Source organism: Chromatocurvus halotolerans, assembly GCF_004340525.1.
GTDB classification, from domain to species: domain Bacteria; phylum Pseudomonadota; class Gammaproteobacteria; order Pseudomonadales; family Halieaceae; genus Chromatocurvus; species Chromatocurvus halotolerans.
In genome coordinates, this window is record NZ_SLWX01000005.1 from 225020 (window position 1) to 245260 (window position 20241).

General features: G+C 65.4%; 20 protein-coding genes and 1 tRNA gene. 13 read left to right on the top strand and 8 right to left on the bottom strand.

From position 1 onward, the window contains the following. Positions 1 to 10 precede the first annotated feature (10 nt). Positions 11 to 1048: a rod shape-determining protein gene (locus EV688_RS08085; protein ID WP_117315387.1), complete on the bottom strand. Its 1038-nt coding sequence runs from the start codon at positions 1046 to 1048 to the stop codon at positions 11 to 13. Positions 1049 to 1312: 264 nt separating this feature from the next. Here EV688_RS08085 and gatC point away from each other — a divergent pair, with 264 nt between their 5' ends. Genes gatC through EV688_RS08105 form a run of 4 tightly spaced genes read left to right on the top strand, consistent with a single transcriptional unit; the run spans position 1313 to position 4828 of the window. Next, positions 1313 to 1600 (top strand): Asp-tRNA(Asn)/Glu-tRNA(Gln) amidotransferase subunit GatC, encoded by a 288-nt coding sequence (gene gatC, locus EV688_RS08090; protein ID WP_117315737.1) that lies wholly within the window; start codon positions 1313 to 1315, stop codon positions 1598 to 1600. Between the two features lie 15 nt (positions 1601 to 1615). After that, positions 1616 to 3088, top strand: a complete 1473-nt coding sequence (gene gatA, locus EV688_RS08095) for an Asp-tRNA(Asn)/Glu-tRNA(Gln) amidotransferase subunit GatA (protein ID WP_117315385.1) — start codon at positions 1616 to 1618, stop codon at positions 3086 to 3088. Beyond that, positions 3085 to 4545: an Asp-tRNA(Asn)/Glu-tRNA(Gln) amidotransferase subunit GatB gene (gene gatB / locus EV688_RS08100; RefSeq protein WP_117315384.1), complete on the top strand. Its 1461-nt coding sequence runs from the start codon at positions 3085 to 3087 to the stop codon at positions 4543 to 4545. Before gatA ends, gatB begins: the two co-directional genes overlap by 4 nt. Next, on the top strand, positions 4538 to 4828 hold the full coding sequence (locus EV688_RS08105; RefSeq protein ID WP_117315382.1) for a PA4642 family protein: 291 nt from the start codon (positions 4538 to 4540) through the stop codon (positions 4826 to 4828). Before gatB ends, EV688_RS08105 begins: the two co-directional genes overlap by 8 nt. 563 nt (positions 4829 to 5391) lie before the next feature. On the opposite strand, the gene smrA is transcribed toward EV688_RS08105, so the two are convergent. Next, a complete protein-coding gene (gene smrA, locus EV688_RS08110; RefSeq protein WP_117315380.1) occupies positions 5392 to 6003 on the bottom strand; it encodes a DNA endonuclease SmrA in 612 nt (203 codons plus the stop codon). Positions 6004 to 6087: 84 nt separating this feature from the next. Here smrA and cysZ point away from each other — a divergent pair, with 84 nt between their 5' ends. Next, positions 6088 to 6834 carry a sulfate transporter CysZ gene (gene cysZ / locus EV688_RS08115; protein WP_117315378.1) on the top strand — a complete coding sequence of 249 codons (747 nt, stop codon included), beginning with the start codon at positions 6088 to 6090 and terminating at the stop codon, positions 6832 to 6834. A 42-nt stretch (positions 6835 to 6876) separates the two neighbouring features. Here cysZ and rhlB read toward each other — a convergent pair whose 3' ends face one another. The 5 genes from rhlB to hemA form a co-directional block, all read right to left on the bottom strand. After that, positions 6877 to 8028: an ATP-dependent RNA helicase RhlB gene (rhlB, locus tag EV688_RS08120; RefSeq protein ID WP_276309854.1), complete on the bottom strand. Its 1152-nt coding sequence runs from the start codon at positions 8026 to 8028 to the stop codon at positions 6877 to 6879. Positions 8029 to 8151: 123 nt separating this feature from the next. After that, positions 8152 to 8949, bottom strand: coding sequence for a HesA/MoeB/ThiF family protein (locus EV688_RS08125; protein ID WP_117315375.1), 798 nt, complete (start codon positions 8947 to 8949; stop codon positions 8152 to 8154). After that, complete coding sequence (prmC, locus tag EV688_RS08130) at positions 8936 to 9772, bottom strand: peptide chain release factor N(5)-glutamine methyltransferase (RefSeq protein WP_117315374.1); 837 nt, start codon at positions 9770 to 9772, stop codon at positions 8936 to 8938. Before prmC ends, EV688_RS08125 begins: the two co-directional genes overlap by 14 nt. After that, entirely contained in the window at positions 9772 to 10857 is a 1086-nt protein-coding gene (gene prfA, locus EV688_RS08135) for a peptide chain release factor 1 (protein WP_117315372.1), read from the bottom strand. Before prfA ends, prmC begins: the two co-directional genes overlap by 1 nt. Beyond that, positions 10854 to 12230, bottom strand: coding sequence for a glutamyl-tRNA reductase (gene hemA, locus EV688_RS08140; protein WP_117315370.1), 1377 nt, complete (start codon positions 12228 to 12230; stop codon positions 10854 to 10856). Before hemA ends, prfA begins: the two co-directional genes overlap by 4 nt. Before the next feature lie 266 nt (positions 12231 to 12496). Between hemA and EV688_RS08145 the strand changes: the two genes are divergently transcribed. The 8 genes from EV688_RS08145 to ychF all read left to right on the top strand — a co-directional run bounded on the left by EV688_RS08145 (position 12497) and on the right by ychF (position 19377). Continuing rightward, the gene (locus tag EV688_RS08145) at positions 12497 to 14284 is read left to right on the top strand and encodes a tetratricopeptide repeat protein (protein ID WP_162883805.1); all 1788 of its coding nucleotides are present in this window, start codon (positions 12497 to 12499) and stop codon (positions 14282 to 14284) included. A gap of 12 nt (positions 14285 to 14296) precedes the next feature. Further along, a complete protein-coding gene (gene lolB / locus EV688_RS08150) occupies positions 14297 to 14914 on the top strand; it encodes a lipoprotein insertase outer membrane protein LolB (protein ID WP_117315366.1) in 618 nt (205 codons plus the stop codon). Further along, positions 14911 to 15771 (top strand): 4-(cytidine 5'-diphospho)-2-C-methyl-D-erythritol kinase, encoded by an 861-nt coding sequence (gene ispE / locus EV688_RS08155; protein ID WP_117315364.1) that lies wholly within the window; start codon positions 14911 to 14913, stop codon positions 15769 to 15771. Before lolB ends, ispE begins: the two co-directional genes overlap by 4 nt. A 9-nt stretch (positions 15772 to 15780) precedes the next feature. Further along, positions 15781 to 15855 (top strand) — tRNA-Gln (locus EV688_RS08160). 54 nt (positions 15856 to 15909) lie between these two features. Then, entirely contained in the window at positions 15910 to 16845 is a 936-nt protein-coding gene (locus tag EV688_RS08165) for a ribose-phosphate pyrophosphokinase (protein ID WP_117315362.1), read from the top strand. 104 nt (positions 16846 to 16949) lie between these two features. Beyond that, positions 16950 to 17633 carry a 50S ribosomal protein L25/general stress protein Ctc gene (locus EV688_RS08170; RefSeq protein WP_117315361.1) on the top strand — a complete coding sequence of 228 codons (684 nt, stop codon included), beginning with the start codon at positions 16950 to 16952 and terminating at the stop codon, positions 17631 to 17633. Between the two features lie 36 nt (positions 17634 to 17669). Beyond that, on the top strand, positions 17670 to 18260 hold the full coding sequence (gene pth / locus EV688_RS08175) for an aminoacyl-tRNA hydrolase (RefSeq protein WP_117315358.1): 591 nt from the start codon (positions 17670 to 17672) through the stop codon (positions 18258 to 18260). 22 nt (positions 18261 to 18282) lie between these two features. Then, positions 18283 to 19377 (top strand): redox-regulated ATPase YchF, encoded by a 1095-nt coding sequence (gene ychF / locus EV688_RS08180; protein WP_117315356.1) that lies wholly within the window; start codon positions 18283 to 18285, stop codon positions 19375 to 19377. Between the two features lie 32 nt (positions 19378 to 19409). Here ychF and EV688_RS08185 read toward each other — a convergent pair whose 3' ends face one another. Next, complete coding sequence (locus EV688_RS08185; RefSeq protein WP_162883804.1) at positions 19410 to 20174, bottom strand: 4'-phosphopantetheinyl transferase family protein; 765 nt, start codon at positions 20172 to 20174, stop codon at positions 19410 to 19412. Positions 20175 to 20241: the final 67 nt, after the last annotated feature.

Sequence of the window (20241 nt, forward strand, 5' to 3'; positions counted from 1 at the left end):
CGGCCATCAGTTACTCAGTGGACAGTAAGTCTATCGTATGGCGATCCATGCGTTCCATAGCCAGCCCGCCGCCGCGGGCCACGCAGGTCAGCGGGTCATCCGCGACCACCACCGGCAGCCCCGTCTCCTCGGCAATCAGCCGGTCGAGATCGCGCAGCAGCGCGCCGCCGCCGGTAAGCACTATGCCGCTCTCGGCAATGTCCGCCGCCAGCTCCGGCGGTGCCTGCTCGAGGGCGGATTTCACGGACTGCACAATAGACGCCAGGGGGTCCTGCAGCGCATCGAGAATCTCGTCGCTGTTAAGCGTGAAGCTGCGGGGAACGCCCTCGGCGAGATTGCGTCCGCGCACATCGATCTCGCGGACCTCGCTACCGGCAAAGGCAGAACCGATTTCTTCCTTGATGCGCTCTGCCGTGGCATCGCCGATCAGTGTGCCGTAGCGGCGGCGCACATAGGCGACGATGGCCTCGTCGAAGCGATCGCCCCCGAGACGCAACGAATCGCGGTAGACAACGCCGTTGAGTGAAATAATGGCGATTTCTGTCGTGCCGCCACCCACGTCGACCACCATGCAGCCGGAGGCCTCATCGACATCAAGGCCGGCGCCGATCGCCGCGGCCATGGGCTCCTCGATCAGGCGCACTTCGCGCGCGCCAGCACTGAGTGCCGACTCGCGAATGGCGCGCCGCTCGACCTGCGTCGACATGCAGGGCACACAGATCAGAACCCGCGGACTGGGCCGGATGTAGCGCGTCTCGTGCACCTTGGCGATAAAGTGCTGCAGCATTTTCTCCGTGACCTGGAAATCGGCGATCACGCCATCCTTCAGCGGCCGGATCGCGGTGATGTTGCCCGGCGTGCGACCCAGCATGCGCTTGGCCTCGGTACCCACAGCCTCGATGGTCTTCTGACCGTTGTGTATGCGTATCGCCACCACCGAGGGCTCATTCAGGATGATGCCCTGCCCGCGCACGTATATAAGGGTATTGGCTGTGCCCAGATCGATCGACAGATCGTTGGAGAACATGCCCCGCAATTTCTTCAACATGGAAATGGTTTACCTTGTAGGGTCCGCATGATGCCCCGTTGATGCCGGGAGGCATCCGGACACATGCCGCCGCAATCCGACTGGACGCCGGGCCGCGAAAATAGCCTGCAAGAGTATCAACCGCAAGGATGTTGGGCAAGACGAGAATATGCTAGATTGCTGCGCATCAGGGGTGGACAGCAGCGCGTCAACGCAACGGCGGGAGCGTGTGCCGCGCATACCCGCACCACCACGGCAGAAACAACAACGGATGCACCTGCGGCCATGAGCATTGGAAGTGACGAACTCTCGCGCATCGCGGAACTGGCCCGGCTGCGCGTCGACAGTGACGAACTACCCGCGCTGACCCGCCGCCTCGACGACATTCTGGGCATGGTGGAGACGCTGCAGACGGTGGACACAGAGGGTGTGGAGCCGCTGTCAAACCCGCTGGATGCGCATCAGCCCCTGCGCGCCGATGTCGTCACCGAGGGCAATCGCCGCAGCGAGTTCCAGTCCATTGCGCCAGCCGTGGAAAACGGCCTGTACCTCGTCCCGAAAGTCATCGAATAGCCCCGGAATCCCCGCATGATTACTATGACCGTGGCGCAGCTGATACAGGCCCTGCGTGACCGAGAATTCTCCAGCGTCGAACTCACCCGGAGCTATCTCGACAGAATCGCGCAGCGGGATGGCGAGCTCAACAGCTATATCAGCGTGGCACCAGAGACGGCTCTCGCCGAGGCCGAGGCCGCTGACAGGCTGCTGGCCGGCGACAGCGCACCGCCCCTTGCGGGCATACCGATCGCACACAAGGATATTTTCTGTACCCGCGGGCTGCGCACCAGCTGCGCCTCGCGCATGCTGGACAACTTCGTGCCGCCCTACGATGCCACCGTGGTGGAGCGGCTGCGCCACGCGGGCTGCGTTACGCTCGGCAAGACCAACATGGACGAGTTCGCCATGGGCTCGTCCTCGGAAAGCAGCTACTACGGCGCCTGTCGCAATCCCTGGGACAGCCGCTGCGTTCCCGGCGGCTCCTCCGGTGGATCCGCAGCGGCGGTGGCGGCGGACCTGGCCGCCGCTGCTACCGGCACCGATACCGGGGGCTCCATCCGCCAGCCCGCAGCCCTGTGCGGCATCACCGGCATCAAGCCCACCTACGGCCGGGTGTCGCGCCTGGGCATGATCGCGTTTGCCTCCAGCCTCGACCAGGGCGGCCCGATGGCGCGCACGGCAGAGGACTGCGCCATTCTGCTCGGCGCCATGGCCGGACACGATGCCCGGGACTCCACCAGCATGGACCGGCCGGTGCCGGACTACCGGGCAGCGCTGTCGCTGTCACTGCAGGGCCTGCGCATCGGACTGCCCCGGGAGTGGTTCGGCGAGCAGCTGCAGTCCGCGGTGGCAGACCGTATCCGCGCCGCGCTCCGCGAACTCGAGGCCCTCGGTGCCACCCTGGTCGATATCGATCTTGCCCACAGCGAGCTGAGCATCCCCGCCTACTACATCATTGCGCCGGCGGAGGCGTCCACCAACCTGGCGCGCTACGACGGCGTGCGCTACGGCCACCGCTGCGACAGCCCCCGGGACCTGCACGACCTGTACACGCGCAGTCGCGAGGAGGGCTTCGGCGACGAAGTGCAGCGGCGTATTCTCATCGGCACTTACGCGCTGTCTTCCGGCTACTACGACGCCTTCTACAAGAAGGCACAGCAGGCCCGTCGGCTGATCCGCCAGGATTATCTCGACGCCTTCGGGCAGGTGGACATCATCGCCGGGCCGACCACACCGGGCCCGGCGTTTCGCCTTGGGGAAAAGACCGACGATCCCGTTGCCATGTACCTGGAGGACATCTACACGCTGGGCGTCAACCTCGCCGGCCTGCCCGCCCTCAGCATGCCCGCCGGGCAGGTGGATGGCCTGCCCGTGGGCCTGCAGCTGGTGGGTCCGCATTTCGGCGAGGCGCAGCTGCTGGCCGCGGCCCACCAGCTGCAGCTGGCGACCGACTGGCATCAGCAGAGGCCGCCCGCAACGGCATCGACGGGAGATGCCGCATGAGCTGGGAAACAGTGATCGGCCTCGAGGTGCACCTGCAGCTGGCCACGCAGTCGAAGATATTTTCCGGCAGCAGCACGCGCTTCGGCGCCGAGCCCAACACCCAGGCCAGCGCCGTTGATCTGGCCATGCCCGGCATGCTGCCCGTGCTCAACGAACAGGCGGTGCGCTTCGCCGTCATGTTCGGCCTCGGTATCGATGCCGAGATCGGCCGCCGCTCGGTGTTCGACCGCAAGAACTACTTCTACCCGGACCTGCCCAAGGGCTACCAGATCAGCCAGTTCGCCGAGCCCATCGTCGGTCGCGGCGAGTTCGAGATAACGCTGGAGGACGGCAGCACCCGCTCTATCGGCATCACCCGCGCCCACCTCGAGGAGGACGCCGGCAAATCCCTGCACGAGGACTTCCACGGACAGACCGGCATCGACCTGAATCGCGCCGGCACACCGCTGCTGGAGATCGTCAGCGAACCCGACCTGCGCAGTGCTACAGAAGCGGTCGCCTATCTCAAGGCCCTGCACAGCCTGGTGCTGTATCTGGGGATCTCCGACGGCAATATGGCCGAGGGCTCCATGCGCTGCGATATCAACCTCTCGCTGCGGCCCGCCGGCAGCGACACACTCGGCACCCGCGCGGAGATCAAGAACGTCAACTCCTTCCGCTTTGTCGAGAAAGCCATCCAGTTCGAGACCCTGCGCCAGGCCGATATTCTGGAATCCGGCGGGCGCGTGGTGCAGGAAACGCGCCTGTACGACGCCGAGCGCGACGAGACCCGCCCCATGCGCAGCAAGGAGGTCGCCAACGATTACCGCTACTTCCCCGAACCCGACCTGCTGCCCGTGGTGCTGGAGGAAAGCTGGATAGCACAGCTGCGCAGCGAACTGCCGGAACTGCCCCCGGCCAAGCGGGCGCGCTTCGTTTCCGACTACGGCCTCAGCACCTACGACGCCGGCGTTCTGGTCGACAGTCGCGCCCTGGCGGACTACTTCGAGGCCGTGGCCCGGGACTGCGGCGATGCCAAGATCGCCGCCAACTGGGTGCAGGTGGAGCTGCTCGGGCAGCTCAACCGCGAGGATCTCGACATTACCCGCTCACCCGTCCCGCCGACGCAGCTCGCCGGGCTGATCCGGCGCATTCTCGATGACAGCATCTCCGGCAAGATCGCCAAGCAGGTGTTCGAAGCCATGTGGCAGGGTGAAGGCGATGCCGACCAGATCATCGAAAGCCGCGGCCTGAAGCAGGTCAGCGACAGCGGCAAACTCGAGGCCATGGTCGACGCGGTGATCAAAGACAGCCCGGACCAGGTCGCCCAGTACCGCGCCGCCGATGCCGGCAAACAGAAAAAACTGATCGGCTATTTTGTCGGCCAGGTCATGAAAGCCTCCCGCGGTCAGGCGAACCCGGGCATGGTCAACCAGCTGCTCGCCCGCAAACTCGGAGACAACCAGCAGGATGCGTAAGGACAAGGAGAAGGTACTCGACGAGGTCTGGGACGATGCACGCGTGCGCAGCTTTCTCGATGTGCGCTCGCACTCGGGTGATTCGGACGACTTTCACTGCCTGCTGCGGGCTTACCAGAGCATGCGTGAGGGGGATTTCCGGCGTTTTCTGGTGTTCTTTACCGCGGACGGCCGGGATGTGAATGCGACCAGTGCCGCCGGCGAGACGGTTCTTTCTATCGTAAAGGAACATCGACTTGGCGGTGGGTTCGCGGCTGCGCTTGTCGAGTTTGGTGCTTCGTAGTTCGGTTGGCCGCCGGCGGGAGGGATTTCGAGACTCGCCGTGAAGCCATCCATGGCGGCTCGGCGGCGACATCCATGTCGCCGACGGTCTCGAAATCCCTCCCGCCGGCAGCCAACCTTACGATGCTGCCAACTGCTGAGTTCGGCAGACGACCTTCGGTAGCAGGCCTCAGACGGGGTGGGCAGACGGAACGGTATCGGGTAGCCGGCGATGACTGGCTTTGCGCGTGGCAGAACAGCGACTTTCCTAGCGTCCGGAGAGAATGCCGCACCGACGCATCAAACCTCCGCGCAAATGCCAACCTGCTGGACTGACGTGCCCCCTGTATCCAGCCGGCAAGCAGCCGTTCCAGCCACCTCAACGCTAGGGCAGTGAAGTCACAGCTACGAACCGCGTCGTTAACTCCGACAGTCAGGTCGAGCGCCGGAAAGCGGCTTTTCGAGACCGTCGGCGACATGGATGTCGCCGCCGAGCCGCCACGGATGGCTTTATGGCGTGTCTCGAAAAGCCGCTTTCCGGCGCTCGACCGGGCTACGAAGTGCACCAAAAACGTCCCCGGAAACTCAGCGCTTCTCCGGCTCATAAGGCACCCGCCCCCGCATGAATCGCTCCCGGTTCTCACGCTTCTTCTCCGCACTCTTGCGCAACAGAACGTAAACCGCCCCGGTCCCACCATGCTGCGGCTGGGCGCTGTGAAAGGCCTGCACCGAATCCATTTCCCGCAGCCAGTGATCCACGCCGCCCTTGAGGATGGAGACGCGCTCCTTCTCCGGCTTGCGATCACCCTTGCCGTGCACCAGCATCACGCTGCGCAGGCCGAGGGAGTGACAGTCGCGCATGAACGCAAACAGCTCCGCCCGGGCCTGGCGCACGGTCATGCGGTGCATGTCCAGTCGCGCCTCGGCTTCATAGCGGCCCTGCTTCAGTTTGCGGAACACGCCGTTCTGGATGCCTGGACGCTTGAAATCAAGGACATACCAGGGATCAAGCGGGGCAAAGCCCTCTTCCGCGAGGAAATTGGGGTCGCGCTCCCGGGCCATTGCCGCGGCTTCGCGCCGCTTGGCCAGAGTGGCGGCATCGACAGCAGAATCGGGGGGACGCCGCACGCGGCGCTCGCGGCGGATCGGCGCCACGTCTGCCACCTCTTCCCAGAAAAGCTTTTCATCATCGGCCATAACGCACTCCTTGGCGCATTATACGCAATCTGACCCTCGTTTTCGGTAAACTGCCCGCAACGCCCATTCAACGGAGTTTTCACCATGCGCGGCAATGCCCTGCACGGGGCCGGCTATGTCATGCGCGGCGCGCGGCTGCTCTCGCACCCGAAACTGCGCATCTTCGTGCTGGTACCTTTACTGGTCAACATCGTCATCTTCGGCAGCCTGATCGGCTGGGGCTACGCCTGGCTGAGCGCAACGCTGGATCAGACCCTGGCCGCGCTGCCCGAGTGGCTGCGCTTTCTGGAATGGATCCTCTGGCCACTGGTAGTCATCGCCACCAGCCTGATCACCGGCTACCTGTTCACCGCCGTCGCCCTGGTCATCGCCTCTCCCTTCAATGCACTGCTGGCGGAAAAGGCCGAGGAACTGGTCACGGGGCAACCCGTGGCGGGCCTGGAAGGGCTAATGGGGGCACTCGCCAGCGTCCCCCGCGGCGTGTTCCGGGAAATCGCCAAGCTGCTGTATTACGTGCCGATGGCGCTGTTCGTGCTGCTGGTCAGCGTGATTCCGGCGCTCAACGCCATCGCGCCTCTGCTGTGGCTGCTGCTCGGTGCCTGGATGATGAGCATTCAGTTCGTGGACTACCCCATGGACAACCACCAGCGCTCCTTTGCCGACGTCAAGGAGGCGGTGCGCAGCCGGCGGCTGTCGAGCATGGGTTTCGGTGGGCTGGTCGCCCTGTGTACCGGCATTCCCATCGTGAACTTTTTCGTGGTGCCCGCCGCGGTGGTCGGCGCGACCCTGCTCTGGGTGGAGGAGCTGGCGGCGGTCAACCCCGGCCGCTGAGGCGCGGCGCCAGGGCTGGTGGCCGATAGTGGACCCGCAGGCTCAGGCGAGCAGCTCCGCCGGTGGGTGAGTGCAGGTGAGTTTTTCGCCCAGCAGCGCCTCGAGATCGGGCAGCAGGAAGGCATCGTCCTCACTGGCAAAGCTGATGGAAATGCCGCTGGCGCCGGCTCGGCCGGTGCGCCCGATGCGGTGCACGTAATCTTCCGGGTCCTCCGGCAGATTGTAGTTGACCACGTGGCTGACGCCGTCAACGTGGATGCCGCGACCGGCAACGTCGGTGGCCACCAGCACGGCGATCTCGCCCTTCTTGAACTGATCGAGGGTCTTGCTGCGCTTGGCCTGGGGGATTTCCCCGGACAGGATGCCGCAGCTGATGCCGGCGCGCTGCAGGCGTTCGTGCAGACGCCGCACCTGGTCGCGCCGGTTGGCAAATACGATGATGCTGGTGGCGGCGTCGCTGCGCAGCAGGTTGGTCAGGATACGGAAACGCTCCTCGCTGCTGGCCAGGTAGATCTTCTGATCCACCGTGTCGGTGGCCACGCTGTCGGGCTCGATCTCGACCTTGACCGGCTCCCGTGTCCACTGCGCGGACAGGTTGATGATGTCCTGGGTGAAGGTGGCCGAGAACAGCAGGGTCTGACGGAATTCCTTGGGCGGCGTCGCCCGCACGATGCGCTTGACCTGGGGAATGAAGCCCATGTCGAGCATGCGGTCGGCCTCGTCGAGCACCAGCACCTCGACACGATCGAGGAACAGGTCACGACGGGTCATGAAGTCGATCAGGCGCCCGGGAGTGGCGACCACCAGGTCCACCACGTGGTGCCCGATGCGGTTGAGCTGTTTCTGGTAGTCCATGCCGCCGATCAGCGTCACCGTGCGCAGACCGGTGTGACGGCCGAGTTCCTCGGCGTCGGCGCCGATCTGCATCACCAGCTCGCGGGTCGGGGCGATGACCAGTGCGCGCGGCTCGCCAATGAAGCGTTCTTCCTCTACCGGATTCTCCAGCAGATCGTTGAAGATGGTGATGAGAAAGGCCGCCGTCTTGCCGGTACCCGTCTGCGCCTTGCCGATGGCATCGTGACCGCGCAGCGTGAAAGGCAGAATCTGTCCCTGGATGGGCGAGCAGTACTCGAAACCGAGGTCGGCAATGCCGTGCATGATTTCCTGGCGCAGACCGAGATCGTGAAAGCGCACCTTGCCGTCGACTTCGGGTACCGGAAAGTCGTCGAGACTCCAGACGGTATCCGTGCTTGCGGCGCTGCTGTCGCGCCCCCCGGAGGCGCGCTTTGCGTCGGGATGCTTGCTCAATGGGCTTCCTTATTCATCGGTTTTACCGGCGCGAAGTGTAGCACTCTTGTCCGCGGCCTGTTCACCCCCGCAGTCGGGGCAGCCCGGGCGGGCCTGTAGCGCCAGGCGCTGAATCCGGTAATCGCCCAGATCCAGCGTCAGCAGCGCGCCCGCCAGGGAACCCGGCATGCCGCTGAGCTGCTTGATCACCTCCAGCGCCAGCAGACTGCCGACCACGCCGACAACCGGCCCCAGGACGCCGCTGTCGCTGCAGCGCAACGCCGACTCCGCGCCTTGCTCGGGATACAGACAGCGGTAGCAGCCGCCGCCGCTGGCCGGGTGAAATGTCGCCACCTGACCTTCCGTGCGCACCGCCGCCGCCGACACCAGCGGAATACCCGCGGCAATGCAGGCACGGTTCAGGGCAAACCGCGTCGGATAGTTATCCGTGGCATCCACCGCCAGATCGACCCTGGCGCAGGCATCGGCCAGACCGTCCATGCCCAGCCGCTCTGGCATGACCCGCACCCGCACCCCGCTGTTAAGGCGTGCCACCGCATCCGCTGCCGACTGCGCCTTGCTGCGACCCAGATCCGCCTCGCCGTGGGCGATCTGTCGCTGCAGGTTGCTCGCATCGACCGTATCGCCATCCACCAGGCGCACTTCTCCGACACCCGCCGCCGCCAGGTACAGCGCCGCCGGGCTGCCAAGACCACCGAGCCCGACCAGCAGGACGCGGGCACGACCCAGCGCCTCCTGCCCGGCAATATCGAAGCCCGGCAGCAGCAGCTGGCGACTGTAACGCTCGAGCTCGCTATCCGACAGCATGCCACTGGCCCGCGCTGACGCGCTCGTTGCCGCCGAGGTCCCTGCGGGTGGTGACGTTCCCGAAACCCTGCGCAGACAGCCGTTGGCGCACTGCCGCCGCCTGATCCCAGCCGTGCTCCAGCAGCAGGAAACCCGCCGACGCCAGGTGCGGCGGGGCGCCGGCGATAATGCGGGTCAGGTCATCCAGACCGCGTTCACCACTGACCAGGGCCTGGCGCGGCTCAAAGCGCACATCGCCCTCCCCGAGGTGGCGATCCCCCGCCGCCACATAGGGCGGATTGGCAACCACGAGATCAAAGCGCTGCGGCGGCAGCGCCGTGAACCAGTCCGAGTGCAGCAGCGTTACCCGACCCGGCGCGAGGGCGGCCACATTGCTGTCGGCCACGGCCAGTGCCGCGCGATCGGCGTCAACTGCCAGCACACGCCAGGCGGGACGCTCGCTGGCCAGCGCCAGCGCGATGGCACCGCTGCCTGTCCCCAGGTCGAGCACGCAGGCCGCTGCCGGCAGGGGCAGCTCGAGCGCCCAGTGGACCAGTGCCTCGGTATCGGGGCGCGGGATCAGGGTTGCGGGCGTAACGCGCAGGGGCAATGACCAGAATTCGCGCCGCTGGGTCAGGTAGGCGATGGGCACCCCGTCGCCCCGCTCCTGCAGAAGCCGACGATAGGCGGCGACAGCCGTTTCATCGACCTCGCCCTCGGGCCAGGCATACAGCCAGCTTCGGGGTCGCTGCAGGCAGTGGCAGAGCAGGATCTCGGCATCCCGGCGCGGGTCCTCGGTGGGCAATCCTGCGGCCTCGTACAGCAGGGCCTGTACCGTCGCCATTACTGGGCAGACAGCGCCGCCAGCTGGTCGGCCTGGTGCTCGTTGCGCAGTGGCTCTATCACGGCATCCAGATCGCCGCTCATCACCTCGTTCAGCTTGTACAGCGTGAGATTGATACGGTGATCGGTCAGTCGGCCCTGCGGAAAGTTGTAGGTGCGTATGCGATCGGAGCGATCGCCGGTGCCAACCAGGTTGCGGCGCTGCTCCGCCTGTTCCGCCGTTGCGGCATCCTCTGCGGCATTGTTCAGGCGGGCGTGCAGCAGGGACATGGCGCGCGCCCGGTTCTTGTGCTGGGAACGCTCGTCCTGGCACTCCACCACGATTCCGGAGGGAATGTGCGTGATGCGCACCGCGGAGTCGGTCTTGTTGACGTGCTGCCCACCAGCGCCGGAGGCACGGTAGGTGTCGATCCGCAGATCGCCCTTGTTCAGCTCGATCTCGGCCAGTTCCTCGGCTTCCGGCAGCACCGCAACCGTGCAGGCCGAGGTGTGAATACGGCCCTGGGATTCCGTGTCGGGCACCCGCTGCACCCGGTGCGCGCCGGACTCGAACTTGAGGAAGGCATAGACATCGCGTCCCTCGAGGCGGCAGATGACCTCCTTGTAGCCGCCGTGCTCGCCGGGGCGCTCCGACAGCAGCTCCACCCGCCAGCCTTTCGTTTCCGCGTAGCGTGAGTACATGCGGAAAAGATCGCCGGAAAAAATCGCCGCCTCGTCGCCGCCGGTGCCCGCGCGTATCTCGAGGAAAACGTTGCTGGAATCACGTGGATCACGCGGCAGCAGCAGGCGCTGCAGTTCCAGCTCAAGCACGGCGAGACGCGCCTCGGCTGCCTCGAGTTCATCGCTGGCCATGGCGCGCATGTCGGCATCGCTGTCATCCAGCATCGACCGGGCCTCGGCAAGATCGTTCTGCACCTTGCGGTAATCAGCGTAGCAGCGGACGACGTCTTCGAGTTCGCTGTATTCCCGGGAGAGATCGCGAAAGCGGGCCTGATCGGCGATGGTCTCGGCATCGCCGAGCAGCGCGGATACCTCCTCGTGGCGATCGCTGAGCGCATCGAGTTTCTCCAGCAGTGAGGCTTTCACTGCCGGCCGCGTCCGCTCTTTTCCGCCGCTCTCAGAATCGGTGTGATGGAGGCCGATACGGGAGGCTCGTCAATCCCCTCCTGCGCCACCGCCTCCATGGCCTGCTGCAGTTCAATGCCCAGCAGGCCCTGCGCGTGCGCCAGTACGTCCTGACGGCCTTCGGCACTGGCCTGCTTCAGTCCCTTGGTTGGTGCGTGGATGAGTTTGTTGGTAATGCCGCGCGACAGCTGTGTGACGACCTTGACCGGGTCGTCGCCGCGCTCCAGGCTCGCCAGAGCACGCTCGAGTTCCTGCTCCCGCACCTGTTCGGCGGACTGGCGGTAGGCCTTGACCAGATCGACCGCGGCCAGCGAGCGCCGCTCCTCGCAGTAGGCCTGCACGCCGAGCAGAATGATGTCGTCCGCCTTGCGCGCCTCGTGCTGACGGCTGCGCATGTTCTGTTCGACGATCTGCCGCAGGTCGTCCACCGTGTACAGATACACGTCGCGAAGCTCCCCGACCTGCGATTCGATGTCCCGCGGTACGGCGATATCCACCATCAGTATGGGGCGGTGCTTGCGCTTGCGGATGGCCTGCTCCACCGCTCCCTTGCCGAGAATGGGCAGCTGGCTGCCGGTGGCGGTGATGACAATATCGGACGTCGGCAGCTGATCGGGAATATCGGCGAGCAGGATCGCGTCGGCGCCGAATCGCTGGGCCAGTTCGCGGGCCCGCCCCAGCGTGCGATTGGCAATGGTGACGTTGTTGACGCCGGCCTCGATCAGGTGTCGCGTGACCAGCTCGATGGTTTCGCCGGCACCGACCAGCAACGCGTTGCACTCGGACAGGTCGGTGAAGATATGGCTGGCCAGATCGACCGCGGCATAGGCCACGGACACCGGATTCTCGCCGATGGCCGTATCGGTGCGCACTTTCTTGGCGATGGAGAAGACGCGGGGGAACAGACGTCCGAGTTCCGTTCCCACGGTGCCGGCCTCCGAGGCCACGGCAAAGGCCGACTTCAGCTGGCCGAAGATCTGTGGCTCGCCCAGCACCATGGAGTCGAGACCCGCGGCAACCTGCACCAGGTGGCGCAGCGCATCCTCGGCCTCGTGGTGATAGGCCGCGGCGCGCAGCTCATCGACGGAAAGATGGTGGTAGTTTGCCATCCAGGCAATGACCTGGGCCGATTTGTCCGCGAGAACGCTGCCCTCGCGTGCCACGGCGTAGATCTCCGTGCGGTTGCAGGTCGACAGAACAACGGCTTCGTCGAGCTCGGCGGTGGCACAGGCGTGTACCAGAGCTTCGCTCACCTGCTCGGGCGCGAACGCCACGCGCTCGCGGACCTCGACGGCCGCCGAATTGTGATTGATGCCCAGCGCAATAAGATTCATAGCGAGATGTCAGACTCTCCGCGATCATTGTGGGCAGCGGCTTCGCTGCCTCTGCCTGCCTGCTGTCGCGACACCCGATTGGCCGGACAGTGAATCAACCCGACACAATTTTACCAACTTGCGCAACAATTGATAGCGCGGCCTTGGGTTGCCGACAACTTTTCGGCATCGGGCCCCGGCCCTCGCCTGCCCGTCCGCGCTGTGGGTTTCGACGGGTGAGTATGTCATTATTGGGCAATACCCTATCGAGCGATCTAAGCGAGTCCATGACCCTGCGACCCCTCATTGCGAGCTGCTTCATTCCTGTCGTTCTGGCCTGCGCCGCGCAGCCACAGACGCCCGCCAACGCACCTGCGTCAAACCTGACTCAGGCTGCCGATGCTGCCGCTGTCTCCGTGCCGCGAGAACGTCCTGCCGAAACGGCCGATACCGCACCTCCGACGCTGGACGAATCGACCTACCGAAGGCTGCCGGACGACAGTGTCTACCCCCTGCTGGCGGCCGAGTTTGCCCTGCGCAAGCGCGATTACCCCACGGCGATGAACCTGTACATGGAGCAGGCGGCGAAACTGCGCGACCCCGCGGTGAGCGCACATGCCACGCACCTCGCCCAGTATCTCCAGCGCGAGGATGCAGCGCGCGAGGCTGTCACCCTGTGGGTAGAGCTGGAGCCCGACAATCCGGAGCCACACAACACGCTGGCAACGCTGCTGGTTCGTGAGGGACGCCTGCTGGAGGCGGTCGAACACCTCGCCATCGTGGCCCGTGACGACGAGTCCAATGCCCGTTTCCCCATTCTCATGAACGGCTTCGGCGACCTTGATCCAGAGGAGCAGCAGGCAATGGTGGAGGCGCTCGATGCGCTGATGCCCGACCTGTCCGACAGTATCTCCCTGCTCATGACCCGGGCTCTGGTCGCCGACGAGATGGGTGACCCGGAGCGCGCTCTGGCCCGGCTCGGCGATGTCTTTGCGCAGGAACCGTTCCAGCACCAGGCGCTGCTGCTGGAGGCACGCATGCTGCAGGAGCAGGGCAGCGAGACGCCCTTTGCGCGCATCGAGCAGGCGCTTGAAGACGATGCCGGACGCGACCGGCTGCGACTGCAGTACGCCAGGCTGCTGGCGCGGGACGACATGGATGCGGCGCGGGAGCAATTCGAGATTCTGTCCGCGGGTAACCCGGAGGACGGCGACCTGCTGTTTTCCCTGGCGCTGATCAACGAGGAGCTCGATGATCCGGAGGCGGCCAAGCGCTATCTGCAGCAGCTGCTGAAGCAGCGCCAGCGTACCAGCGAAGCGTATTTCGTGCTGGGTCGCATCGCCGAAAGCGAGGACGACACCGCACAGGCGATCGAGCACTACATGCAGGTTGGCGACGGCAAGGATCTGCTGGCGGCCAGCATGCGCATTGGTGTGCTGCTGCTGGCGCAGGACCAGCAGGCGCGCTTCAGCGGCTACTTTGCCACGCTGCGCCAGAGTTATCCGGCGCGCAGTGAACAGCTGTATGCGCTGCAGGCCAATCTGCTCAATGAGGCGCGCCGTGACGATGCCAGCCTGGCGTTGCTCAACGAGGCCATCAACACCTTCCCGGATTCCACGTCGCTGCGCTACGCGCGCTCGGTGGTCTACGAGCGACGCGACAACATCGACGCTGCCGTCGCCGACCTGCGCAGCATTATCGGGCGCGAGCCCGCAAACGCCACGGCACTGAACGCGCTCGGCTACACGCTGGCGAACCGGACGGACCAGCTCGACGAGGCCCACAGCCTGATCCGCGAGGCCCTGGCACTGGAGCCCAACGAGCCGGCCATTCTCGACAGCATGGGCTGGGTTCTCTACCGGCAGGGCGAGTACGATGCCGCCATCGATTACCTCACCCGCGCCTATGCCGGCTTCCCCGACCCCGAGGTGGCCGCGCATCTTGGCGAGGTGATGTGGATGAACGACGACCCGGAAGGCGCCCGCAACATCTGGCGCGGCGCCCTGCTCCAGGATCCGGAACACCCGGTGCTGCGCGAGACCCTGCAACGGCTGGGGGTGGATGATCTGCCCTGAGGACAGCGCGGCGTGAGCACAGGCGGGAAACGCGCGTACAACGCGCTGCCGGTCATCGCACTGTCCATCCTGGCTGGCTGCGCGATACAGCCCGCCGGCCCACCGCCGGCAACGCAGTGGCAGACCTACCAGGAGCGCGCGGCGTCCCTCACGCACTGGGATCTGTCGGCGAAGGTAGCCCTGCGCTGGCGCGGCGGCGCGGAAAACGCCAGCCTCAACTGGTCGCAGGCCAACGACCGCAGTGAAGTCGACCTCTCGGGCCCCTTCGGCGCCGGCGCCGTGCGCATCACGCAGCAGGGCGACCGGCTGGAGGTGGAGCGCGGTGGCGACCGCAGCGCCTACGACAGCAGCACGCCTGAAACGCTGGCAGCGGCGACCGGCTGGCCGATACCGGTGAGCGCCCTGCCCTTCTGGCTGCGTGGCCTGCCGGACCCCGATCAGTCCATTGAACAACTGTCGCTGCAGGACGGGCGCGCCGAGGAGATCCGGCAGGGTGGCTGGAAGATTTCCTACACCGCCTACACGCCGGCGGGAAGCGGCTCCCTCCCGGCAACGCTGCGCATCACCCATGCCGGCGACAACATCAGCCTGCGCCTGGTCAACGCGCGCTGGGCGCTGCCAGACCAATGACTGACGGCCGTCGCCTGCGCATCCATGCGCCCGCCAAGATCAACCTCTTCCTGCACATTACCGGGCGCCGCGACGACGGCTACCACAACCTGCAGACGGTCTTCCAGTTGCTCGACATCGGCGACTCCCTTGTTGTCGAGACGAATCGCAGCGGCGTTATCGCACTCGACGGTCCCGATCTCGGCATCGCCGACAGCGACAACCTGGTGGTGCGTGCGGCAATGGCGCTGAAAGCCCTGCCGGGTACCCCCGAGCACTGCGGTGCGACAATACGCCTGGAAAAACAGCTGCCCAGCGGCGGCGGTCTGGGCGGCGGCAGCTCCGACGCGGCGAGCACCCTGCTGGCGCTCAATGCGCTGTGGGGGCTGCGGCTGTCCACCGCCGCGCTGCAGCGCACCGGCGCCGCCCTGGGTGCGGATGTGCCGGTATTCGTGCTTGGACGCAGCGCCTGGGCCGAGGGCATCGGCGAACAGCTGACACCGCTGGATCTCCCCCCGGCGTGGTATCTTGTCCTCAAACCCGACTGCGCCGTGCACACCGGGGAAATATTTTCCCACCGGCAATTGACACGCGACACACCGCCCATCACAATGCACGCCTTTTTCGCGGGGGACTCCCGGAACGATTGCGAGCCGATTGTGCGCCAGCTCTACCCTGAGGTGGATAATGCACTGAATTGGCTGCAGAATTTCGGGGAAGCGAGATTGACCGGCACAGGGGCGTGTATATTCTGCCGCTGCGGGTCCGAGGTGCAGGCAAGGCGCATCGCGGAGCAGGTGCCAGCGCGCTGGAAAGCGTGGGTGGCAGCGGGCATCAACCGGTCTCCCGCCGTGAAAAACACAGAGTTGTTACTCTGAGCCAGCTTTTGGGGTGTCGCCAAGTGGCAAGGCACCGGGTTTTGATCCCGGCATTCGCAGGTTCGAATCCTGCCACCCCAGCCAATTTCCGGAATCCGACAACGTTCTCCTGGGGTACGCGCCGTGTCCGCAAAAATGATGGTTTTCACCGGCAACGCCAATCCCGAGCTGGCGCGCCGGGTGGCCAGTCGCCTGTATCTTTCCCTGGGCAAGGCCGATGTCGGTCGCTTCAGTGACGGCGAGATTGCGGTCGAGCTGAACGAGAACGTGCGCGGCAAGGACGTGTTCGTGCTGCAGTCCACCTGCGCGCCCACCAACGACAACCTCATGGAACTCCTGGTAATGATCGATGCGCTGCGCCGTGCCTCTGCCGCGCGCATCACCGCCGTCGTGCCCTACTTCGGCTACGCGCGACAGGACCGCCGGGCACGCTCGTCGCGGGTGCCGATTTCCGCCAAGGTGGTAGCCGACCTGATGGTCGCCGTCGGCGTCGACCGCGTACTGACAGTCGATCTGCACGCCGAGCAGATTCAGGGTTTCTTTGCCTGCCCGGTGGACAACGTCTACGGCTCGCCGGTACTCAACGACGATATCGTGGCCTGCCACTACAACAACCTGGTCGTGGTATCGCCGGATATCGGCGGCGTGGTGCGCGCCCGGGCCATCGCCAAGCAGCTCGACGACGCAGAGCTCGCTATCATCGACAAGCGCCGTCCCCAGGCCAATGAAGCCCAGGTCATGAACGTGATCGGCGCGGTGGATGGCCGCACCTGCCTGCTGGTAGACGACATGGTCGATACCGCGGGCACGCTGTGCAATGCTGCCGACGCGCTGAAGGCGCGCGGCGCCACAAAGGTTGTTGCCTACTGCACGCACCCCGTGCTGTCCGGCCGCGCCCTGGACAATATTCGTGGCTCCGCGCTCGATGAGCTCGTGGTCACCGATACGATTCCCCTGAGCGACGAGGCCCGGGCCATCAGCAAGATCCGCCAGCTCACCATCTCGGATCTGCTGGCGGAGTCCATCCGCCGCGTCTCGAACGAGGAATCCATCAGCGCGCTGTTCTCTGCCTGATAGCCCTGCCCTTCCCGGGCAGGGCGCAGAGAGAGCGCTTACGTAGCCGTGTCGGCAAGGCTGGTCGCAAGCCTGCCGGCATTTGAAGCATAGGAGTCACGACAATGTCTGACCAACTGGAAATCAACGCGATCCCGCGCGACGACCTGGGGAAAGGTGCGAGCCGCCGCCTGCGTCGCCTCGCGAACCTGGTACCGGCCATTATCTACGGCGCGGGCAAAGACCCACGTCCGCTGAGCATCGTCAGCAAGGATCTCGAAAAGGCCCTGGAAAACGAAGCCTTCTTCTCCCAGGTCATTGCCGTAAAAATTGGCAGCGACACCGAGAAAGCCATTCTCAAGGACCTGCAGCGGCACCCGGCAAAAGAGCTTGTGATGCACGCGGATTTTCTGCGCATCGACGAGAAGGTGGAGCTCAAGGTCAACATCCCGATCCACTTCATGAATGAAGACTCCTGCAAGGGCGTCAAGCTCGAAGGCGGTGTTATCGAGCACCAGGCCACGGAAATCGAGCTGCTGTGCCTGCCGGCAAACATTCCCGAATACATCGAGATCGACATGCAGGATCTGAGCATCGGCGACAGCATCCACCTGTCCGACGTGAAGCTGCCGGAAGGCACCGCATCGGTCGCGCTGTCACTGGGCGAAGACCACGACATGCCAATAGCCGCCGTTGTGGCGCCGCGCGTCGACACTGAGGAAGAGGACGATGCCGAGGGCGAGGATGCGCCGGCTGCGGACGAAGTGCCCACGCAGGATGACGACGAGGATGGCAAGGGCGACGAGTAATCCGCGCCCCGTCATTTGCACCGGCGTTTCCGGGGTATGTCTGCCGCAGTGGCACTGATCGTCGGCCTCGGCAATCCCGGAGACGCCTACCGCGGCACCCGGCATAACGCCGGTGCCGACTTTGTGGAAGCCCTGCTGCGCCGCCACGGCGGCGCACTGTCCTCCGAGAGCCGTTTTTTCGGCCAGACCGCCCGCCTCACCATCGCTGGACACGACGTCCGCCTGCTCATTCCGGACACCTTCATGAACCGCAGCGGCCAGGCCGTGGGCGCCATGGCAGGTTTCTTCAAGCTGGCGCCACCGCAAATTCTCGTTGCTCACGATGAGCTGGATCTGGCTCCCGGCGTCGCGCGCTTCAAGCGGGACGGCGGTCACGGCGGCCACAACGGGCTCAGGGACATCGTGCGTGCGCTGGGCAACGCCACCGACTTCCAGCGGCTACGCATCGGCATCGGCCACCCGGGCAGCGCGGATCGCGTCAGCCCCTATGTTCTCGGGCGCGCACCCACGGCGGAGCGCGAGATGACCGATGCGGCGATCGCGGCGGCGGCTGACGCACTGCCGCTTCTTCTGGATGGCGATCCGGTCAAGGCCATGACACAACTGCACAGCTTCAGCGCCAGCTGACGCTGCCACCAAGGAACACTGTATGGGATTCAAATGCGGGATTGTGGGACTGCCCAACGTCGGCAAGTCCACCCTGTTCAATGCGCTCACGCGCGCCGGGATCGACGCGGAGAATTTTCCGTTCTGCACCATCGAACCGAATGCCGGCATCGTGCCGGTGCCGGATCCGCGCCAGGCGGCAATCGCTGCCATTGTGAAACCGCAGCGGGAAGTGTCGACAACGATGGAGTTTGTCGACATTGCCGGGCTGGTGGCGGGAGCGTCAAAGGGCGAGGGCCTCGGCAACCAGTTCCTCGCCAACATTCGCGAGACCGATGCCATTGCCCATGTTGTCCGCTGCTTTGACGACGATAACGTGATTCACGTCGCCAACCGCATCAGCCCGGCCTCCGATATCGAGGTGATCAACACCGAGCTGGCGCTGGCAGACCTGGAAAGCTGTGAAAAGCAGCTGCAGAAGGTAGTGCGCACCGCCAAGGGCGGCGACAAGCCCTCCATTGCCATGAAAGCCCTGCTGGAAGATCGCCTGCTGCCGCACCTCAACGAGACAAAACCTGTGCGCGGCCTTGCGCTTGACGACGCAGAGCGCGCCCTGGTCCGCCAGCTCTTCCTCCTCACTGCCAAACCGACCCTGTACATTGCCAACGTCGACGAGGACGGCTTCGACAACAACGCTCACGTGGATGAGGTGCGGCGCATCGCGGCCGGGGAAAACGCCGAGGTCGTGGTGGTGTGCAACAAGCTGGAATCGGAAATTGTCGAGCTCGAGGACGCCGAGCGCGCGGAGTTTCTCGCCGATCTCGGCATGGAGGAGCCCGGCCTTGACCGCGTGATCCGCGCCGGCTACCAGTTGCTGAACCTGCAGACCTACTTTACCGCCGGGGAGAAGGAAGTGCGCGCCTGGACCGTGCGCGTGGGCGCCACCGCACCCGAGGCCGCCGGTGTGATCCATACGGATTTCCAGAAGGGCTTTATCCGCGCCGAAGTGGTTGGCTACGCGGATTTCATTGCCTATAACGGCGAGCAGGGCGCGAAAGACGCCGGCCGCTGGCGCCTCGAAGGCAAGGACTATGTCGTGCAGGACGGCGATGTTATCCACTTCCGGTTCAACGTCTAGCGAAGCGGTCTTGAACCGACAGCGAAGCGGGTTTACACCGACAGCGACCCGGACCAGCCGCGCAGCGACATCCGCGACCAGTCGCCCCGCGGCATACCGATCCAGGCATCCACGCTGACCGGCTGAGCCTCGCCAGCCAGCACACAGAGCGAGGCACAGGCATCGCCGTCCGTCTCGCCGTGGAGGAAACGCCCGGTGTCGTGCTGGGTGGCGTTCGCCACCGCCAGTGCACCGTCCTGCAGGCTGAACGACACGGCTCCCAGCTGTGGGGCCAAGGCAAGCCCGTGAGCTTTCACCCACGCCTCCTTCAGGGTCCACAGTCGGTAGAACAGGGCCTCCCGGGCAGCGCCCGCGAGCGCTTCCAGCGCCAGCTGCTCCGGGTGGCTGAAATAGCGCCGCGCCAGGCGCATCACGTCCCGCCTGCCGGCCGAGCGCTGCTCCACATCCACGCCGAGGGAAAGCGCGTCGCGTCCCGTGTGCCAGGCCAGCGCCACCCACTCGCCGCTGTGACTCAGGTTGAACGCCAACGGCCGGGGCGGATCCAGAAGCGCAGGCTTGCCGTGGCGTCCCGCGACAAAGACCAGGCTCGATGGCGTCACGCCGAGGGCCGCGGCCAGCTCCGTGCGCACCAGGGCGCGCGCGACAATGGCCCGGCTTGCATGGATAGCCGGCAATCGCGCACAGCGCTCCTGCTCCGCCAGGGACAGGAGCGGCAACAGCGGCTGCGCCGGATCGGCATCGGCTGCGCCGTTTCGCTGTGCCGACAGGCGGCAGAAGCGCAAAGAGACTGAAAGCAACGAATTTGTCCTGAAAATTACCACGGGGTGCCCCGACGCCGGACCCGCCGGCCCGATGTATGGTAGC

Excerpts from the sequence above, each read along its gene's own strand:
- smrA (WP_117315380.1), bottom strand. The coding sequence starts at position 6,003 with ATGGCCGATGATGAAAAGCTTTTCTGGGAAGAGGTGGCAGACGTGGCG.
- pth (WP_117315358.1), top strand. The coding sequence starts at position 17,670 with ATGTCTGCCGCAGTGGCACTGATCGTCGGCCTCGGCAATCCCGGAGAC.
- gatB (WP_117315384.1), top strand. The coding sequence starts at position 3,085 with ATGAGCTGGGAAACAGTGATCGGCCTCGAGGTGCACCTGCAGCTGGCC.
- gatC (WP_117315737.1), top strand. The coding sequence starts at position 1,313 with ATGAGCATTGGAAGTGACGAACTCTCGCGCATCGCGGAACTGGCCCGG.
- EV688_RS08170 (WP_117315361.1), top strand. The coding sequence starts at position 16,950 with ATGTCTGACCAACTGGAAATCAACGCGATCCCGCGCGACGACCTGGGG.
- EV688_RS08085 (WP_117315387.1), bottom strand. The coding sequence starts at position 1,048 with ATGTTGAAGAAATTGCGGGGCATGTTCTCCAACGATCTGTCGATCGAT.
- EV688_RS08105 (WP_117315382.1), top strand. The coding sequence starts at position 4,538 with ATGCGTAAGGACAAGGAGAAGGTACTCGACGAGGTCTGGGACGATGCA.
- EV688_RS08165 (WP_117315362.1), top strand. The coding sequence starts at position 15,910 with ATGGTTTTCACCGGCAACGCCAATCCCGAGCTGGCGCGCCGGGTGGCC.
- ispE (WP_117315364.1), top strand. The coding sequence starts at position 14,911 with ATGACTGACGGCCGTCGCCTGCGCATCCATGCGCCCGCCAAGATCAAC.
- hemA (WP_117315370.1), bottom strand. The coding sequence starts at position 12,230 with ATGAATCTTATTGCGCTGGGCATCAATCACAATTCGGCGGCCGTCGAG.
- gatA (WP_117315385.1), top strand. The coding sequence starts at position 1,616 with ATGATTACTATGACCGTGGCGCAGCTGATACAGGCCCTGCGTGACCGA.
- cysZ (WP_117315378.1), top strand. The coding sequence starts at position 6,088 with ATGCGCGGCAATGCCCTGCACGGGGCCGGCTATGTCATGCGCGGCGCG.
- prmC (WP_117315374.1), bottom strand. The coding sequence starts at position 9,772 with ATGGCGACGGTACAGGCCCTGCTGTACGAGGCCGCAGGATTGCCCACC.
- EV688_RS08145 (WP_162883805.1), top strand. The coding sequence starts at position 12,497 with ATGACCCTGCGACCCCTCATTGCGAGCTGCTTCATTCCTGTCGTTCTG.
- EV688_RS08125 (WP_117315375.1), bottom strand. The coding sequence starts at position 8,949 with ATGCTGTCGGATAGCGAGCTCGAGCGTTACAGTCGCCAGCTGCTGCTG.
- ychF (WP_117315356.1), top strand. The coding sequence starts at position 18,283 with ATGGGATTCAAATGCGGGATTGTGGGACTGCCCAACGTCGGCAAGTCC.